Annotated in this window: 17 protein-coding genes; 7 read left to right on the forward strand and 10 right to left on the reverse strand. The window is 63.8% G+C overall.

The window, feature by feature from the left end; genetic code table 11:
• Positions 1 to 4: 4 nt before the first annotated feature.
• The 6 genes from AB870_RS03150 to AB870_RS03175 all read right to left on the reverse strand — a co-directional run bounded on the left by AB870_RS03150 (position 5) and on the right by AB870_RS03175 (position 6,424).
• Positions 5 to 1,654, reverse strand: coding sequence for an ABC transporter substrate-binding protein (locus AB870_RS03150; protein ID WP_047906905.1), 1,650 nt, complete (start codon positions 1,652 to 1,654; stop codon positions 5 to 7).
• Positions 1,655 to 1,747: 93 nt separating this feature from the next.
• Positions 1,748 to 2,188: a PaaI family thioesterase gene (locus AB870_RS03155; protein WP_047906906.1), complete on the reverse strand. Its 441-nt coding sequence runs from the start codon at positions 2,186 to 2,188 to the stop codon at positions 1,748 to 1,750.
• Positions 2,185 to 3,201, reverse strand: a complete 1,017-nt coding sequence (locus AB870_RS03160) for a quinone oxidoreductase family protein (RefSeq protein ID WP_047906907.1) — start codon at positions 3,199 to 3,201, stop codon at positions 2,185 to 2,187. Before AB870_RS03160 ends, AB870_RS03155 begins: the two co-directional genes overlap by 4 nt.
• A 133-nt stretch (positions 3,202 to 3,334) precedes the next feature.
• A complete protein-coding gene (locus tag AB870_RS03165; RefSeq protein WP_047906908.1) occupies positions 3,335 to 4,441 on the reverse strand; it encodes a M14 family metallopeptidase in 1,107 nt (368 codons plus the stop codon).
• Positions 4,438 to 5,298: a VOC family protein gene (locus AB870_RS03170; RefSeq protein WP_047906909.1), complete on the reverse strand. Its 861-nt coding sequence runs from the start codon at positions 5,296 to 5,298 to the stop codon at positions 4,438 to 4,440. Before AB870_RS03170 ends, AB870_RS03165 begins: the two co-directional genes overlap by 4 nt.
• A 253-nt stretch (positions 5,299 to 5,551) precedes the next feature.
• The gene (locus AB870_RS03175; protein ID WP_047906910.1) at positions 5,552 to 6,424 is read right to left on the reverse strand and encodes a LysR family transcriptional regulator; all 873 of its coding nucleotides are present in this window, start codon (positions 6,422 to 6,424) and stop codon (positions 5,552 to 5,554) included.
• A 194-nt stretch (positions 6,425 to 6,618) separates the two neighbouring features.
• Between AB870_RS03175 and AB870_RS03180 the strand changes: the two genes are divergently transcribed.
• Genes AB870_RS03180 through AB870_RS03205 form a run of 6 tightly spaced genes read left to right on the forward strand, consistent with a single transcriptional unit; the run spans position 6,619 to position 11,038 of the window.
• On the forward strand, positions 6,619 to 7,479 hold the full coding sequence (locus AB870_RS03180) for a transporter substrate-binding domain-containing protein (RefSeq protein WP_047906911.1): 861 nt from the start codon (positions 6,619 to 6,621) through the stop codon (positions 7,477 to 7,479).
• A gap of 11 nt (positions 7,480 to 7,490) precedes the next feature.
• Positions 7,491 to 8,180 carry an amino acid ABC transporter permease gene (locus AB870_RS03185; RefSeq protein ID WP_047906912.1) on the forward strand — a complete coding sequence of 230 codons (690 nt, stop codon included), beginning with the start codon at positions 7,491 to 7,493 and terminating at the stop codon, positions 8,178 to 8,180.
• Complete coding sequence (locus AB870_RS03190; protein WP_047906913.1) at positions 8,170 to 8,883, forward strand: amino acid ABC transporter permease; 714 nt, start codon at positions 8,170 to 8,172, stop codon at positions 8,881 to 8,883. The genes AB870_RS03185 and AB870_RS03190 overlap by 11 nt, the downstream gene beginning before the upstream one ends.
• Positions 8,880 to 9,839, forward strand: coding sequence for an agmatinase (locus tag AB870_RS03195; protein ID WP_047906914.1), 960 nt, complete (start codon positions 8,880 to 8,882; stop codon positions 9,837 to 9,839). Before AB870_RS03190 ends, AB870_RS03195 begins: the two co-directional genes overlap by 4 nt.
• Positions 9,836 to 10,582 carry an amino acid ABC transporter ATP-binding protein gene (locus tag AB870_RS03200; protein ID WP_047906915.1) on the forward strand — a complete coding sequence of 249 codons (747 nt, stop codon included), beginning with the start codon at positions 9,836 to 9,838 and terminating at the stop codon, positions 10,580 to 10,582. The genes AB870_RS03195 and AB870_RS03200 overlap by 4 nt, the downstream gene beginning before the upstream one ends.
• A 42-nt stretch (positions 10,583 to 10,624) precedes the next feature.
• On the forward strand, positions 10,625 to 11,038 hold the full coding sequence (locus AB870_RS03205; RefSeq protein ID WP_174554712.1) for a RidA family protein: 414 nt from the start codon (positions 10,625 to 10,627) through the stop codon (positions 11,036 to 11,038).
• Between the two features lie 51 nt (positions 11,039 to 11,089).
• Here the strand turns inward: AB870_RS03205 and AB870_RS26245 are convergent, their stop codons facing one another.
• From AB870_RS26245 to AB870_RS03220, 3 genes are all read right to left on the reverse strand, one after another.
• The gene (locus tag AB870_RS26245; RefSeq protein WP_157112213.1) at positions 11,090 to 11,680 is read right to left on the reverse strand and encodes a hypothetical protein; all 591 of its coding nucleotides are present in this window, start codon (positions 11,678 to 11,680) and stop codon (positions 11,090 to 11,092) included.
• A gap of 287 nt (positions 11,681 to 11,967) precedes the next feature.
• On the reverse strand, positions 11,968 to 12,294 hold the full coding sequence (locus tag AB870_RS03215) for a winged helix-turn-helix transcriptional regulator (protein WP_047906918.1): 327 nt from the start codon (positions 12,292 to 12,294) through the stop codon (positions 11,968 to 11,970).
• Positions 12,295 to 12,428: 134 nt separating this feature from the next.
• Positions 12,429 to 13,160 carry an ABC transporter substrate-binding protein gene (locus tag AB870_RS03220; protein WP_047906919.1) on the reverse strand — a complete coding sequence of 244 codons (732 nt, stop codon included), beginning with the start codon at positions 13,158 to 13,160 and terminating at the stop codon, positions 12,429 to 12,431.
• Between the two features lie 403 nt (positions 13,161 to 13,563).
• Here AB870_RS03220 and AB870_RS03230 point away from each other — a divergent pair, with 403 nt between their 5' ends.
• Positions 13,564 to 13,767 carry a hypothetical protein gene (locus tag AB870_RS03230; RefSeq protein WP_047906921.1) on the forward strand — a complete coding sequence of 68 codons (204 nt, stop codon included), beginning with the start codon at positions 13,564 to 13,566 and terminating at the stop codon, positions 13,765 to 13,767.
• Here AB870_RS03230 and AB870_RS03235 read toward each other — a convergent pair.
• Positions 13,728 to 15,140, reverse strand: a complete 1,413-nt coding sequence (locus tag AB870_RS03235) for a mechanosensitive ion channel family protein (protein ID WP_167362668.1) — start codon at positions 15,138 to 15,140, stop codon at positions 13,728 to 13,730. The two genes, AB870_RS03230 and AB870_RS03235, sit on opposite strands and share 40 nt — an antisense overlap.
• Positions 15,141 to 15,299: the final 159 nt, after the last annotated feature.

Genomic DNA, 15,299 nt, shown 5'->3' on the forward strand with positions numbered 1-15,299 from the left:
CTCCTCACGACGCGAGCCAGACGTCGGCCAGCGCGTCGCCCTGCACGTTGGCGCTGGTCGTCGCCTGACGCACGTTCACGCGCGAGAGCGTGAACGACTCCATCTCGACGAGCGGCACCAGCGGCACGTCGGTGGCGGCGAGCCGTGCGAAGTCGTGCGCGAGTGTCCGGCGCTTCGCGTTATCGGTCTCGACGGTGAGCTTGTCGACGAGCGCGTCCATCGCCGGGTTCGAGTAACCGGTCGCATTGCGGAACGCCGCGCCCTTGACGATGCCGTCGGTCGTGAAGAACTGCGTCACCACCGGCACCAGCTCCAGTGGCGCGGTGAAGTTCGAGACCGCGATGTCGTAGTCGTAATCGCTATAGATGCGTTTGAGGGCTGTGGCGCGGTCGAGCGAATCGAGCTTTACCGTGATGCCGATGTCCCGCAAGGCCTGCTTGAGGTACTGACCGAGCTTCGCGTTTTCTTCGAACCACGCGGCGGCGACCAGATTGACCGTGAAGCGCGAGCCGTTCTTGCGGGGCAGTCCGGCGGCGTCGAGCAGGGCGTTCGCCCTGGCGGGATCGAACGGGTATTTCGGTACATCGTCGGTGAAGAACAGCGCATTGGTGCGAAAGATCGGGGAGACGGCGGGCTTGCCGCGCCCGAAGTAAATGGTGTCGATGATGAACTTGCGGTCGATGGCGTGCAGGATCGCCTGACGCACTTCCCGGCGCTTCACATGCTCGCGCCGCTGATTGAATTCGACGGTGACGGTCCATGCCGCGTTCTCGTAACCCTTCGTCTCGACGGCAATCTTGCCGGTCTTCACGAGCCGGTCGATGTCGCGCGTGGGCACGGGATTGGAGAACGCCACCTGCAACTCGCCCGTCTCGAGCGCGGCCGAGCGCGATGCGGGATCGCTCCACCAGCGGATGACGAGTTTTTCGGGATACGGTTGCGCTGCGTTCCAGTAATGTTCGTTGCGCGTGTAAGCGACATGGCTGCCGCGCACCCACTGACCGTACTTCCACGGACCGGTGCCGACCGGCGCGTTGTTCAGCGGGTGGGTAATGATGTCCTTGCCCGCATACAGATGCTTCGGCACGACCACCTGGTACTGCCCGGCGAGAATCGATTTGAAAAAGAATTCCGGCACCGGGCTGGAGAATTCGAGCTTGACGGTGTGCGTGTCGGTTGCGCTCACGCGCTTGAGCGACTTGAGCGCGACGCCCGCGGCGATCGGTTTCCAGTGTTCCTGCACGTTGTAGACGACGTCGTCCGCCGTGAACGGTTTGCCGTCGTGCCACAGTACGTTCTTGCGCAACGACACGGTATACGTTCTGAAGTCGGCCGACGCGCGCACGTCGGTCGCCAGCACCGGCTGGAATGCGAGCTTCTCGTCGATCTTTAGCAGGCGTTCGAGAATTTTCGTCGACGTCATGAACGGACTGGAACCGCCGCCGCCCGGCACGAAGAGCGCCTGGGGTTCGAGCCCGCCCCAGCTTGCCACGAGCGTGCCGCCGCGACGCGGCGCGGCATCTGCGGCGAGAGCGCGCGTGGGCGACACCAGCCAACCGCCTGCGCCGGCGAGGGCGGTCGAGGTGGTGGCCAGTGCGCCGCAGGCGCTGCGATAGAGAAACTGACGACGGGACAGACCCCGGGACTTGCGCATAATGAACTCCGAAAAACCCGGCGCCCGCGCGATTTTCGCTGGCGCCTTCAATCTTCCAAGCGGTGACACGGATAGCCGGCGGTGGCCGACGGGTCAGGCGGCGGGCAAGGTTGCGTAGCTCGCTCTGCCGATGGCGACGAGCGCGCCTTGTGCGTTGAACAGATCGACGTCCGCCACACCGATGCTCTTGCCCAGCCGGCGCACGCGCGCGACCGCCCGAAGATCGGTATCGATTGCCGGGCGCAGATAGTCGACGCGAAAGTTGACCGTCGGCAGACCGCGCCCGACGAGCATGCCCACCGCGAAATCGCCGACCGTGTCGATCACGGCGGCGAGCGGGCCGCCATGCCACTGGCGTGTGCCTTTGCCGCGCTCGAACGATTCCTTGAAGGGGATGTCGACTTCGATGATCTGTGCGTCGTGATCGAGGGACGTGACGCGCATGCCCAGCCAGGCGATGAACGTGGAGTTGTCGAAGGCCTTCTGCACCTGTTCGACGCCAAGCGTTGCCGGGGTGTTGGGTGCCGTGCTCATGCGCCCACCAGTACCTTGCCGACGACCTGGCGGTTTTCGAGCGATGCCAGCGCCTGCGCGCCGTCTTCCAGCGGCCATTTTCTGTCGATCAGCACACGCAGCTTGCCGCTGGCCACCAGATCGAGGAGTTCATGCAGGTCTTCGCGTTCCCAGCCGTTCGAGCCGCGAATCTGCAGCTCGAACGTCCAGATGAAACGCAAGTCCTCTTTCGGGTCGAAACCGGCCGTCGCACCGCAGGTGAGCACGCGTCCGCCCTGGCGCAGGGTGCGCAGCGAACGGGTCCACGTGTCGCCGCCGGTGAAGTTCACTACCACGTCAACGCCACCGTTGTTGGCCGCCCCGCGCCGGCGCGCCGCCTTGCCGTAGCGCGTGCGCACCACCTCGACGAAGTCTTCCTCGGTGTAGTAAATGATGTCGTCGGCCCCCAGCTCGCGCAGGCGTTCGCCCTTCTCGCGCGAACCGGCGCAGGCGACGACCTCCGCCCCGGCCAGCTTGGCGAGTTGCACGGCGCACACGCCCACGCCGCCGCTGGCGCCGAGAATCAGCACGCGCTCACCTGCCTTGATCTGGCCAATGCGCTGCATCATGCGCAGCGCAGTGCCGTAGGCGACCGGCAACGCCGCGGCATCGTCGAACGACACGCTGTCCGGCAGGCGCACCAGTTGATGCTCCGGCACGCGGCAGAATTCGGCCAGACCGCCGTGTGTCGTTTCGCCGACGAGACCGCCCGTTACGCGGTTGATCGGATCGACCAGCACGCGCTCGCCGACGGACCAGCCTTTTACGCCGGGACCGATGCTGGCGATCTCGCCTGCGACGTCCAGTCCGATGATGACCGGGAACGGCAGCTTGATGCCGGGCATGCCGCGACGCGTGAAAACGTCGTGATAGTTCAGCGACGAAGCGCGCACACGCAGCACGACCTCGCCTTCGCCCGCAACGGGATCGGGGAAGTCGGTTTCGAGTTTCAGGGCGCTGTTGTCGCCGTGTTCACGCAATACGATGGCTTTCATTTCGGGTCGAGAGTCGATTTCGGAATGAGCGCGCCCCTCGGGCAGACGCCGATCCTTGTTAAAAAGCGGAAAGAGGTGTGTCGTTCCGGACGCCGGGGTGCGCGAGGCCAATGGACTCGCGCGCCCCGCGTGTCTATGCGCGCGTGGCGAGTCCTTGCAGCGCCTGCGCGGTGATCTGCAAACCATGCGTGAGCACACTGTTGCGCCACACGGAAGAGACCGGCACGAAGGCATCGAGCACGTCGGCGCGCAACTGCGCGTCGCGCACGGCGTCGGGATGTACCCGGGCGCGTGAGCGCAGCCATTGATCGAGCCGGTTGGCCAGACTGGCGTTTGCGCCGCGCGTGCCGAATTCGACCACCGCGCCGATGACCGGGCGTCCCTTCGCAAACTGCTCCACGCCCCGGAACACGAGCCCCTGATAATCGGGGCGTTGCAGCCCGTGCGGACGTTGATCGAGTACGCGCTGCGCGCCCCACCAGCGAACGGCCTCGCGCTGTTCGTCGCTGCCCTCGGCGTTAAAGCACAGGAAGAACGGCGCGCCGTACTCTCCGATACCCGTATGCCAGTCGATCAGGCCGATACGCTGCGCTTGCGACAGCTCGCGCTCGACGATCGTCTGCAATGTGAGGTTGGACCATTCGCGCGCGCGTCCACCGTAGATGAGCCCGTCGGCGTGTGTGTACTGGCCGCTGGCCAGCGTATTGAACAGTGCGTCGGGGCCATGCTCCGCGCGAAAGGCGTCGATGGCGAGCGAGCTCTGTGCCAGCCCCTCGGTCGTCCATTCGGCGGGAATCAAATGGTCGTGCAGCGACGCGTAATGCGGATTGACCGGATGCGGCCGATCATGGTCGATGAAGTTGCGATTCAGGTCGACGTTGTTCTCGGTGGTGCGCGTGGTGTGCGCGAAACCGTAAGGATTGATCGCGTGTACGAAGGTCACGGCGACGTCGGGCGGCAGTGTCCCGGCGGCATGCGCGAGCCATGCCGTCTGCACGGCGGAGCCTGCACCGCCTTCGAGGCCGTGCGTGCCGCTGATCGCCAGCAACTGGTGCGGTGCATGCGCCGCGCCGAGCCGGGCGACGTCCACGCTGAGTTCGCCGCCATCCGGCGCCTTGGCGCTCGGGTGTACGTATGACGTCAGCGTCGCGCCGGCGCGGTCGGCGGCGGCGCGAAAGCGTTGTCGTGCGTGCGCATAGTCGACGCCGAATACCTGCCACCAGGTCGGTTGCCCGCTCATGCCGCCTCCCCTTCGACGAACTGAAGCGCCACGTGAAAGCCATACGCGGCCGTCACGAGCACCGAGCCGTCGTCGAGCGTCGTCCACGGCACACCGTTCTCGCGCAGCGTGGCTTGCGTCTGGGTGAGGGAGCGCGTGCGCAGGATCAACGCGACGCTGCGCTCGCTGCCGTCGTCCGTCGTCTCGACGTTGCCGAAGCGCCGTGCTGCTTCTCGCGGCGTGACGAAGTGAACGCGGGCGCGCCCGGCCGCGAACGAATACCCTTCGTCCCCCGTGGCGGTGAGGATGCCAGGGCCGAAGACACGGTCGTAGAGCGCGGCGGTCGCCGCCGGGTTCGGCGACGCGATCACGAAGCCCACGATGTCCGTCGTGCCGTTCGGATGATCGCGCCATTCGTCGCGCCAGACGTGCTCGGGTGTGAAGTGATGGCAGAAAAACGTGCGGCCGTTGCGCACGAGTTCGCTGGCCAGTCGCACGGTGCGAAAGCGTGCGTTCTGCGTGGTGCCGTCGGGCAGACGTACCGGGCGGAAGAACTCGGCCGGCGTTTCCACGCCGATGCCCCGTGCCTGCAAGGCTGTGAACAGCCCGTGCGAATCCTGCGTCTTGAAAACCAGCCCGGTCAGTCCGGGCGGCGCTTGCGTGACGTCCGGCCGCGCGGTGGACTTGCCTGCCTCGTAGCCGAGCAATTCAAGATAGTTTTCGCCGAAGATCGCCAGATGGTTGCTCGTGCCCAGCGAATGATGACCACGCTCGGTCAGCGCGAAGCCCAGGCGGCGGTACGTATCGACGGACGCTTCGAGTTCGCCCTTGACGTTGATGACGACGTGATCGAGAACCGGTGCGGGGAGCTGGCTCATACCTGATCTCCAATGCGTTGACGTTGGGACGAAACGATCGAAGCAGGGGACACGAACGAGGGCAAGGCGGTGACGAACACCCTTGAAACAGAACGGCTGGACACGACAGCTCCCGGCAGAAAAAGGACGACTTGCCCATTCTAGAAGCGTGCCGGCGTGAGTCCAACTGATGCTTTTTGCTTTGCTTAGTGCCACACGTGCGGTTGTGAGGCGCTCACGAGCCGCGAGCGATTCCCGGGCGGTACGTCCCGTCTCATTCTTGCGGATGGAACTGCGCCAGCAGGTCCAGAAACAGGTCGAGCGCGCGTGTCCTTGGCCGTGACGCTTCCGTGATCGCACTGATCGCGTTCTCATATTCGGGCCCCGACGGCACCCGTGCCAGCGCATGACGTTTCGCAAACGACGCGGCGTAATATCGCGGCAGCAGCCCGACGTAGTGGCCCGAGAGCACCAGCATGGCCACCGCCTCCAGGCCCGACGCCGTCGGGCCTCGCGTCAGTCCCAGCGTATTGAGCGCCTCGTGCACGAACGGCTGCGTGCGGTAGACGAGCGGCAACGTCGAGGCTTGCGCAAGGCGATGCCGCGCCACGTACAACTGGTGACGCTCGATGAACAGCGGCTGGTAGTGAAAACCGGCCTCGCGCCGGTACATTCCGCGTATCGCAATCTGCACACGACGCTCACGCAAGGCCAGATCCAGCTCGTTGAACGTCATCACCGTGAGTTCGACCTTGACGTCGGGCGCCTGCGTCTTGAGCGCGTCGAGCGCCTCGGGGATGTGGCATCCCACGTCGGACAGAATGTGCTCGACCATCCCGATGGAGAGCGTGCCCGAAAGGACGCCGCGCACGGCATCGATCTCCGGACGGATTCGCTCCAGCGACTTCAGTGCGTCGCGCGCCAGTTCCAGCGCGACTTTGCCCGCATGCGTGAGCACGAACCCGGACGGGCCGCGTTCGCACAGTCGTGTGCCCAGCGTCTGCTCGACCTCGCGGATGTGCCGGCTGATCGATGCCTTCGACATGTTCAACTGCTTCTCCGCGGCCGCAAAACCGCTGGCCTGCGCCACCGCACAGAAGATGCGCAACGAGCGCAAATCGCGTTCGCTGAAATCCCGATTCGCCATGGCCTTTCCCCTGCCGTCCCGGCACGGATCGTTTGCCGATCGCGCCTCACAAAAGGTTTCGTTTTTTGAAACCATACCAATAAAAAAATCATTTTTCATGATCTTTTTGCCCGCATACATTGGATTGCAGAGGCGCCACACACCGGTACGTGCCGGACGCGCCCGTCAGACAACCCCGAAACGCGAGGCGAGCAATGAAGACCTGGACCAGACGATCCTTTGTAAAGGCGGCGCTTGCATCGAGCGCCGCATTGACGCTGCCGGCCGTGCCGACATTGGCCTTCGCCGAAGGCGGCACGCTTGCCGACATCAAAAAGCGCGGCAAGCTGACAGTCGGCACCGAAGCGGCGTACGAGCCGTTCGAATTCGTCGAAAACGGTCAGGTGGTCGGGTATGGGCACGACGTGCTCCAACTGATGGCCGCCAGGCTTGGCGTCAGGCTCGAACAGATGAATCTGCCGTTTCAGGGCCTGCTGCCCGGCCTGATGTCGCACAAGTTCGACTTCGTGGCGACGAGCGTGGGTATCACGCCGGAGCGCGCCAGGCGCTTTGCCTTCAGCCAGCCGGTCGGTGTCGTACGTTCGGTGCTGATGGTGCGTGTGGACGAGACCGCGATCAAAAGCGACATGGACATCGCCGGCAAGACCATCGGCACGCAGATGGGATCGTCGTCGCAGCCGGTGGCGGACGAATTCGAGAAGGAGCTGAAGGCGAAGACGGGCAAGGGTTACGCAGGCACGCGTCTGTTCCAGGCATATCCGGATGTCTCGAACGCGCTCGCCAACAAGACCATCGACGTGGCGCTGATGCCGTCGAACATCGCTGCCGTGCAGATGCGCAAGCAACCGAACGTGTTCCGCATCGCCGGTTCGATCGGCCAGCCGAAGCTGCTCGCGTGGGTCGCGAATCCGAACGACCTCGAAATCCGCAAGTTCATCAACGACTCGCTCGACGAGTTCCGCGCCAACGGCAAGCTCGCGGCGCTGCAGCAAAAGTGGTTCGGCGCACCGATGGACACGCCGCGAGAGAACTACCTGCCGCAAGGCGCGATTTGACGGCCGCCGCCATGTTCGATGCACTGGGGATGGGAGCGATGAGCGGCGTGATCGAACCGTTTCTCGAAGGTGTCGTGTCGGGGACGGCCACCACGCTGGCGGCCTCGGCAGGTGCCTTCGCGATCGGACTGGGTCTGGGGATCGTGCTGCTGCTTGCACGTATCTCGCCGTTCGCGCCACTGCGCTCGCTCGTGGTGCTGTGGGTCAGCCTGATTCGCGGCACCCCCGCGCTGATTCACATGCTGATCGCCTACTACATGGTCCCGGCGATGTTCGATATCTCGATCTCGCCGGTCACCGCGGGCGTGGCGGCGCTGGCCTGCAACACCAGTGCCTACATCGTCGAGATTCTGCGCGGCGCGCTCGGCACGATCTCGTACGGACAGCGCTGCGCGGCGTACGCGATGGGCATGCGCGGCGCGCAGGTCTGGCGCCACGTGCTGTTGCCGCAGGTCATCTACCGCGCGATTCCGCCGCTCACCAGCGAATTCACGATCCTGCTCAAGGCGTCGTCGCTGATGTCGATCATTGCCGTACCCGAGCTGGCCACCGTCGCGCGCAACGCCACATTGCAGACGGACTTGCCGCTGCAGGTCTTCGCGATCACGGCAGCGGTGTACTTCGTGCTTCTGTTCTGTATTTCGGCCGCGTCGCGCGTGTGCGAGCGCCGCGTCTCCAGGATGCTGCCCCATGGCCATTGATTTCTCCGTCGTCAGGGAAGCCATTCCCGTCTTGCTCGAAGGCCTGCGCGTCACGGCCGTCGTGAGCCTCATCGGCATACCCATCGGTGTGGTGATCGGGATTGCCGGCGCTTACGCAGCACAGTCGCGCACGCTGTTGCGGCCGGTGGCGCTGGCTTACGTCGAACTGGTACGCAACATTCCGTACCTGATCCTCGTCTACCTGTCGTTCTTCGGGCTGCCGAAGCTGGGCATCGGCGCGTCGGCCATGGCGGTAGCCGTGGGGTGCACGGCGTTCTACACCGGTGGCTATTTCTGCGAAATCCTGCGCGCGGCGTTGCGCAGCGTGGCGCGCGGGCAGACACACGCGGCGCTATCGCTGGGCATGACGTATTGGCAGACACAGCGCCACGTCGTCGCGCCGCAACTGTTCGGCTTTCTCATCCCGCCGACGACGAGCCTCGTCATCATGATGTTCAAGGACTCCGCCATCTTTTCGGTGATGAGCCTGCCGGAGATGACCTATCAGAGCAATCTGCTCACGGCAAACACTTTCGCTTACGTCGAAGTGCTCGGCACGACGGCGTTGATCTACTGGCTCAGCAGCGTGTTGCTGGCCGGTGTTGGGCGACGTCTGGAAACCGTTGTCGGGCGACGTACCCGCACACCTGACGTCGTGCCCCTCACGACACTCTCCGCCAAAGGAAAAGGACAACTCTCATGACGACTTACACCGTCGCACCGCGCACCGGGCATCCGACATTGCTGTACTCGGAGCTCGATCTCGACATCGACAATCTCAAGGCCGACATCGCCGTGCTCGGCATGCCCTACGGCGCGCCTTACGCGGCGTCCGATTTCAGCAACGATCAGACGAACGCACCGTCCGCGATTCGACAGGCGACGGACCGCGTCGTGCGCCGCCCGGAGCACTACGACTTCGATATCGACGGCCCGCTCCTGCAAGGGCGCAACGATATCCGCTTCGTCGATTGCGGCGACATCGTTCCCGATCTGTCGAAGCCGGGCGAGCATTACGCCCGCGCCGAAGCCGCCGTGCGCCGCATTGCCGCGGGCGGCGCGATGTCCATCGTGCTGGGCGGCGACCACGGCATTACCACGCCGGTGCTGCGCGGCCTGGACCAGAAGGGACCGATCACCCTCGTGCACATCGACGCCCATCTGGACTGGCGCGACGAAGTGAATGGCGTGCGTGAAGGACTGTCGAGCCCGATCCGGCGCGCCTCCGAGATGGCGCACGTCGATCGCATCATTCAGATCGGTCTGCGCGCGCAGGGCAGCGGGCGTCCCGCGGACCTCGCCGCGGCGCGCGAATACGGCGCGGAGCTGGTCACCGCGTACGAATTGCACGACATCGGCATGGACGCCGTGCTCGACCGGATTCCCGACGGCGGCAACTACTACCTGACCATCGACGCGGACGGTCTGGATCCGTCGACCATGCCGGCGGTTGCGGGTCCGGCGCCCGGCGGCGTGACCTTCGTGCAGGCGCGCAAGCTGATTCACGGGCTGGTGCGCAAGGGGCGCGTCGTCGGTATGGACATCGTCGAAATTCAGCCGGAGAAGGACGACGCCAACCTGATTTCCTGCGTGACGGCAGGCCGTCTCATCCTCAACCTGATCGGCGCGTCGATCCGCGCGGGACACTTCGACAAATGAGCACTGCGCAACCCATCATCGAGATCCGCGGCGTCGATAAATGGTACGGCGCGCACCACGTGCTCAAGCAATGCTCCACGCATGTCGGCAAGGGCGAAATCGTGGTGGTGTGCGGGCCGTCCGGCTCGGGCAAGTCGACACTCATCAAGACTGTCAATGCGCTGGAGCCGTTTCAGAAGGGCGACGTCGTCGTGGCGGGAACGTCGCTGAGCGCGAAGTCGACGGACCTGCCGAAGCTGCGCAGCAAGGTCGGCATGGTCTTTCAGCACTTCGAGCTGTTTCCGCATCTCGATCTGACGCGCAATCTCACCCTCGCGCAACAGATCGTGCTCGGGCGCGACGCCGGCGCCGCGCGCACCAAGGCGCGGGCCTTGCTCGATCGCGTCGGCCTGTCCGCGCACGCGCACAAATATCCCGGCCAGTTGTCCGGCGGTCAGCAGCAGCGTGTCGCCATTGCGCGGGCGCTCTCGATGGACCCCATGGCGATGTTGTTCGACGAGCCGACGTCCGCGCTCGACCCGGAAATGGTCAACGAAGTCCTCGACGTGATGGTCGCGCTCGCGCGCGAGGGCATGACGATGATGGTCGTCACGCACGAAATGGGTTTCGCGCGACGCGTGGCGCATCGCGTCGTTTTCATGGAGGACGGTGCGATTGTCGAGGACACTCCGACCGACGTGTTCTTCAACGAGGCCGCCAGCCCGGCCGCCCAACGTTTTCTCTCGAAGATCCTCGCACACTGAGCGAGGCCCTCCGATTTCACCGAGACTCGACACCGAAACATCATGACGCACACCCAAATTCGCAAGTTCAATACCCGCGATACCTACCCGGAGCAAAAGCTCGACAACGACTTGTGTCAGGCAGTGATCGCCGGCAACACCATTTATCTGCGTGGCCAGATCGGTCAGGACCTCGACACGCGCGAGTCGATCGGTATCGGCGACGTCACCGCGCAGACCGAAAGGGCGATGGCGAACGTGAAGATGCTGCTCGACGAATGCGGCAGCCAGCTCGCCGACATCTGCAAGGTCACGGTCTACATCGTGGATCCGCGTTATCGCGAGGCGGTCTACAACGTGATGGGGCGCTGGCTCAAAGGCGTGTTCCCTGTGTCGACGGGCATCGTGGTGCAGGCGCTGGCGCGCCCGGAATGGTTGGTGGAGATCGATGTAACGGCAGTGAAGCCGGCGGCATAAGCGCCATCGGAAGGCGGCAAATCGCCGGCCATCGTCATTTCGTCCTGCCGATCAGAAGCGGCGCTTGACGTACACGGTTGCGCCGAGATCCTTCTGGCGCAGAATCGGAATCTTCGCGCTCGCGGAGATCGTCCAGTCCTCTGTCTTCAGCGACAGGCCGCGTTTCGGATCGGAGCCGAGCTTGTCGTCGCTGTTGTTCCATTGGACAAGCGACAACTGGGGCGACCGGTTCGGTCCGATGCTCAGATAGCTGCGCGAAGTATTGGCGGCGGCCGCGGCGTCGGCCGCGGGTGTCGATTCGAGCCAGTTCGCAGGCCGGGTGTCGTCGCCGTGCACCGCACTGTTGACCGCCTCGATGCGCGTATAGAGGAACGCGTTCGTCTCGGTCGCCGTCATCCGGTCGACACGCTCGGGTGTCTCCGGACCCTCCCGGCCGAACGGGTACAGCGTCACCGGGACGGCCGGCACCGCTGCCACGGATACGGGGGGAGGCGGTGGCGGGACACGTACGGGTAGCGGTGACGGCCCAAGGTTGGCCATCATCATCCGTTCGGATGAACCCGAGTCGGCGCCCTCGGCAATCGCCACGCCGCTAAGCGTGACGACACAGGCGCCTATCATCCATTTGTTCAGGCACGTCATGGACATGCCTCCCGTGAAGGAATGGAAACGCTATTCCACTGGCCCCATTTTTACCTTCGTACGGCGCAATGCGTGACGCTTTCGAGCTTCGTAACACGAACCGTCTTGAGCGGTTTTCCTGCACCGTATGCAATTAGGAAGTGTAGTCAGTCATTTGCATACCGCTACCCCAATTTGTACCGGGGGGTGCCGCGTGCGGCTCACGCGTGTCGCACAGGCCCACCGGACGTGTGCTCCACGCGTGCATACCACGCATGACTTCGGGTATATCCCGACGGCTTGCGTAATCAAAGCTTCCCGTCGCGCGCCTTGAGCCAGAGTCCGAACGTTTTCACCACTTCGACCACCGGCCGCAGGCGTTCGCCGTCTTCCGACAACGCATATTCGACTTTGACCGGCGAGCCCGGATACACGGTGCGCCTGATAAGTCCCGCGTCTTCCAGTGCACGCAGGTCCAGCGTCAGCATGCGCTGTGAGATGCCGGGCACGTCGCGCCGCAAGTCGTTGAAACGCTTGGGACCGTCGAGCAGGCAGGAGACGAGGGGCAGACGCCAGCGTCCCCCCAGAATGCGCATCGATTCCTCCACGGAACAGCCCGACGGGTTCTCCTTCATGGCACGCTCACATCTTTAACAGTAAGTATATTTTTTATACTTACATGACATTTTAGTGCCCTCGTCACGCCGATCATGTCGAATATCGAGAATAGCTCGCATCGCTTTCGCAACGGGTGCGGCGATGCCGCCGCTCACGCCGCGGGTGCGACGCTAACGCCCGTAATCCCGTGGCGCTTCATCGCGTCCTCCACGAAACCTTCACGTTTCATGTCTTCCACGAATGCCTTTAGGTAGGCCGACGCAGCTTCGCCGCGCGTGATCGGCAGGCCCATGGCCTGACGGATTTCCATGAAACGTTCGTCCAGCAGGCGGTATCCGCTCAGATGCGCGATGTCCTGCTGCAACTGTTGCTTTACGCCCGCCGCCACTTCGCATCCGGTTTCGATGAACGTCTTGATGACGGCGGGCGACGTGGGCGCGCGAACGATTTGCGCGTGTTGCAGTTCGCGAGTGAGGAACAGGTCGTAAGCGCTGCCCTTGCCGACGACCACGCGCGTGCCGGCCTGGTCGACATCCGCGTTCGTTCCGACGGGTGAATTCTCGCGCACGAGGTAGAAGCCTTCGATGAGGAGATACGGTGCGGTGAAGCCGATCGTGGCGGCGCGGCGCGGGTCGATGGCGAAGAAGCCGACGTCGGCCTGTTCGTTCGTGATCGTCTCGACGGATTTCCCGGCGGCGTCGACCACGACCAGTTCCAGCGGCACGCCGAGACGTTTCGCTAACGCCCCGGCCAGATCGACCGAGATACCGATGGGCCGGGACTGGGCATCGGTGCCGGCGAGAATCGGGTTGCCAAGGTTGATGCATGCACGCAGCACGCCAGTCGGGGCAAACGCGGCAAGTGGGATCGAGTCGGGCGTCATGACGAAGGGTCAACAAGGAAAGAAGGGGCTGAGATGGAGAATACCGGCAATCCCGGGGGCGCGGGCGGGCACGATCGTTCGTCAACTGAACAATCCCAGAGCCCGGGTGGTCTCGATGGCTTCTCTGCGACTACGTACGCCAAGTTTGTCGAAGATCCGCTGCATGTACCACTTGACTGTTCCCTCGTTATCACGTTCCCCGCGCATCGGACGTGGCGGTCTGGCGGTACACCGCAGAAGTACTGCCGGCGCTCGCAGACGAGGACATCGCCAAAGGCGCGGGAGAAATGACGCTGGTGGCGCCGATTCCGGCGGCGGCCAACGCTGTTGCTCATGCCATTGGCGCACGGATTCGCGACCTTCCGGTGACGCCGGAGAAAATTCGCAAGGCGCTCAATCAATCATGAAAACAAAGACCCTGAAGCTGACGATCAACGGCAAAGTCTACGGGCCGACAGCGATCCCGGAGCATCTGATGATGGTGGACTATCTGCACGAGTACGCGCGCTTGCCCGGCGACGCTCTGGCCGTTGACTCCCCCTTTCCCAACAGCGACCGCGACGCGTGTCATGCTTTGGCATCGTGCGTCTCGCCCGGATCGCTCTGAGGCATTGCGGGCGCCGGCGCCCACCCTCCCGGCGCAATGACAACCGGCGCCTCCGGTTGCTCCTCGAAATGCGGCGACATGATTTGCACGCCGAATTCGTTGAAGACGTCCACAATCTGGCTATGAAGCTCGCTTAGCATGACGAGGCGTTGCACGGGGTTCACAGGGGCAACATGCAGGTCGTATTCGATGTAAAAGTCCGACAGGGCGCGCTGCAGGACCAAGGGCGCAGGGGATTGCGCCACGCTGCGCGTTCGTGCCGCTGCCAGACACAGCATGGCTTGCACCTGTCGCCATGGCGTGTCGTAACCGATCGTCACCGACGTGCTCACCAGGGCTGGCGCCTTGCCGTCGCGACTTGAATAGTTGTGCACAATGGCCCCGACGACCACCGCATTGGGTATCGTGACTTCTTCCTGCCTGACGTTCGTCAATTTGACCGACAGGGTGTCCACGCTGACCACCACACCCGCCGTATCGCCGATCTGCACCATGTCGCCCGCCTGGAACGCCCGGCTGTAAGTGACGACAATGCCGCTCATCAGTTGGTTGACGATGCCCGCCGAGCCCAGGGACACCATAAGACCGAGGAGCACACTCAACCCCTTGAACACGTCGCTTTGCGCACCGGGGAAATAGGGGTAAGCGAAGGTCAACGCGAGGGCCCACACGACGATGGCCACGATTCGGCGCGAAGCGTCTGCGGTGTCGGGATGCAAACCGGGTACGTTGAGGTGGCGCTGCTGGATTGCCGAGAAGACATTATTGATGAGATTGTGCAGCGCCCGTGTCAGAACAAAGATGACGGCGATCGCAATGAGCCCCGGGATTGCATTGACGATGCCCAGCGCGAATGTGTTGAGCAGGTTCCAGAGGAAGCCGCTGAGGCGCTCGCCCATCGGTTCCGACACTGGAAAGCGTTCCAGCACGTAAATAAGATAGACGTAGATCAGCGCGGCCACGAAGAAAAGGAAAAGCAGTTGCACGATCTGCCGTGCCAATTGGAATGCCGAGCCTGTCCAGTCGAACGTCTTTGAAGTACGACGAAGCAAGTGCGCTTCGACGGCATATTGGATGCGTTCCTGAAGGCGGCTTTGCAGCCGCCCGGCAGTCCACACGAGTATGACCAGCACCGCTGTCGCCAGCAGCGACAGAAGTATGCCGCGGATGATGTTAGGCCAGTGCAGTTGCGCCTGCCGGGCCGCTAACGCGACATCGAGCCGCGTCTGGGTTTCGCTTGCGATCACGTCAAACGGCCGGCTGTCGGCCTCGTCGACATCCCCTTCGAGCAGGGCAAAGAGAATGCGGTCGCCACGTCGGAAGACGATACCGCGATTTTGTCCCAGCGACCCCTGTACGGCCTGCGTGGGCAAACGCAGGATGCTCTCCGGCAAGCCGTCGAGTACCGCGTAGGAGCGCTCGGCGCGCTGCTGTGGTGTGGCCCCACCAAGCGAGGCGCGGAATGTCGCGATAGGGCGATCCATATATCGGAGGTCGGCGGCGGGTGCGTCCTGTGCGGCGCCCGGATGCGA

This window comes from Pandoraea faecigallinarum, from assembly GCF_001029105.3.
GTDB lineage: Bacteria > Pseudomonadota > Gammaproteobacteria > Burkholderiales > Burkholderiaceae > Pandoraea > Pandoraea faecigallinarum.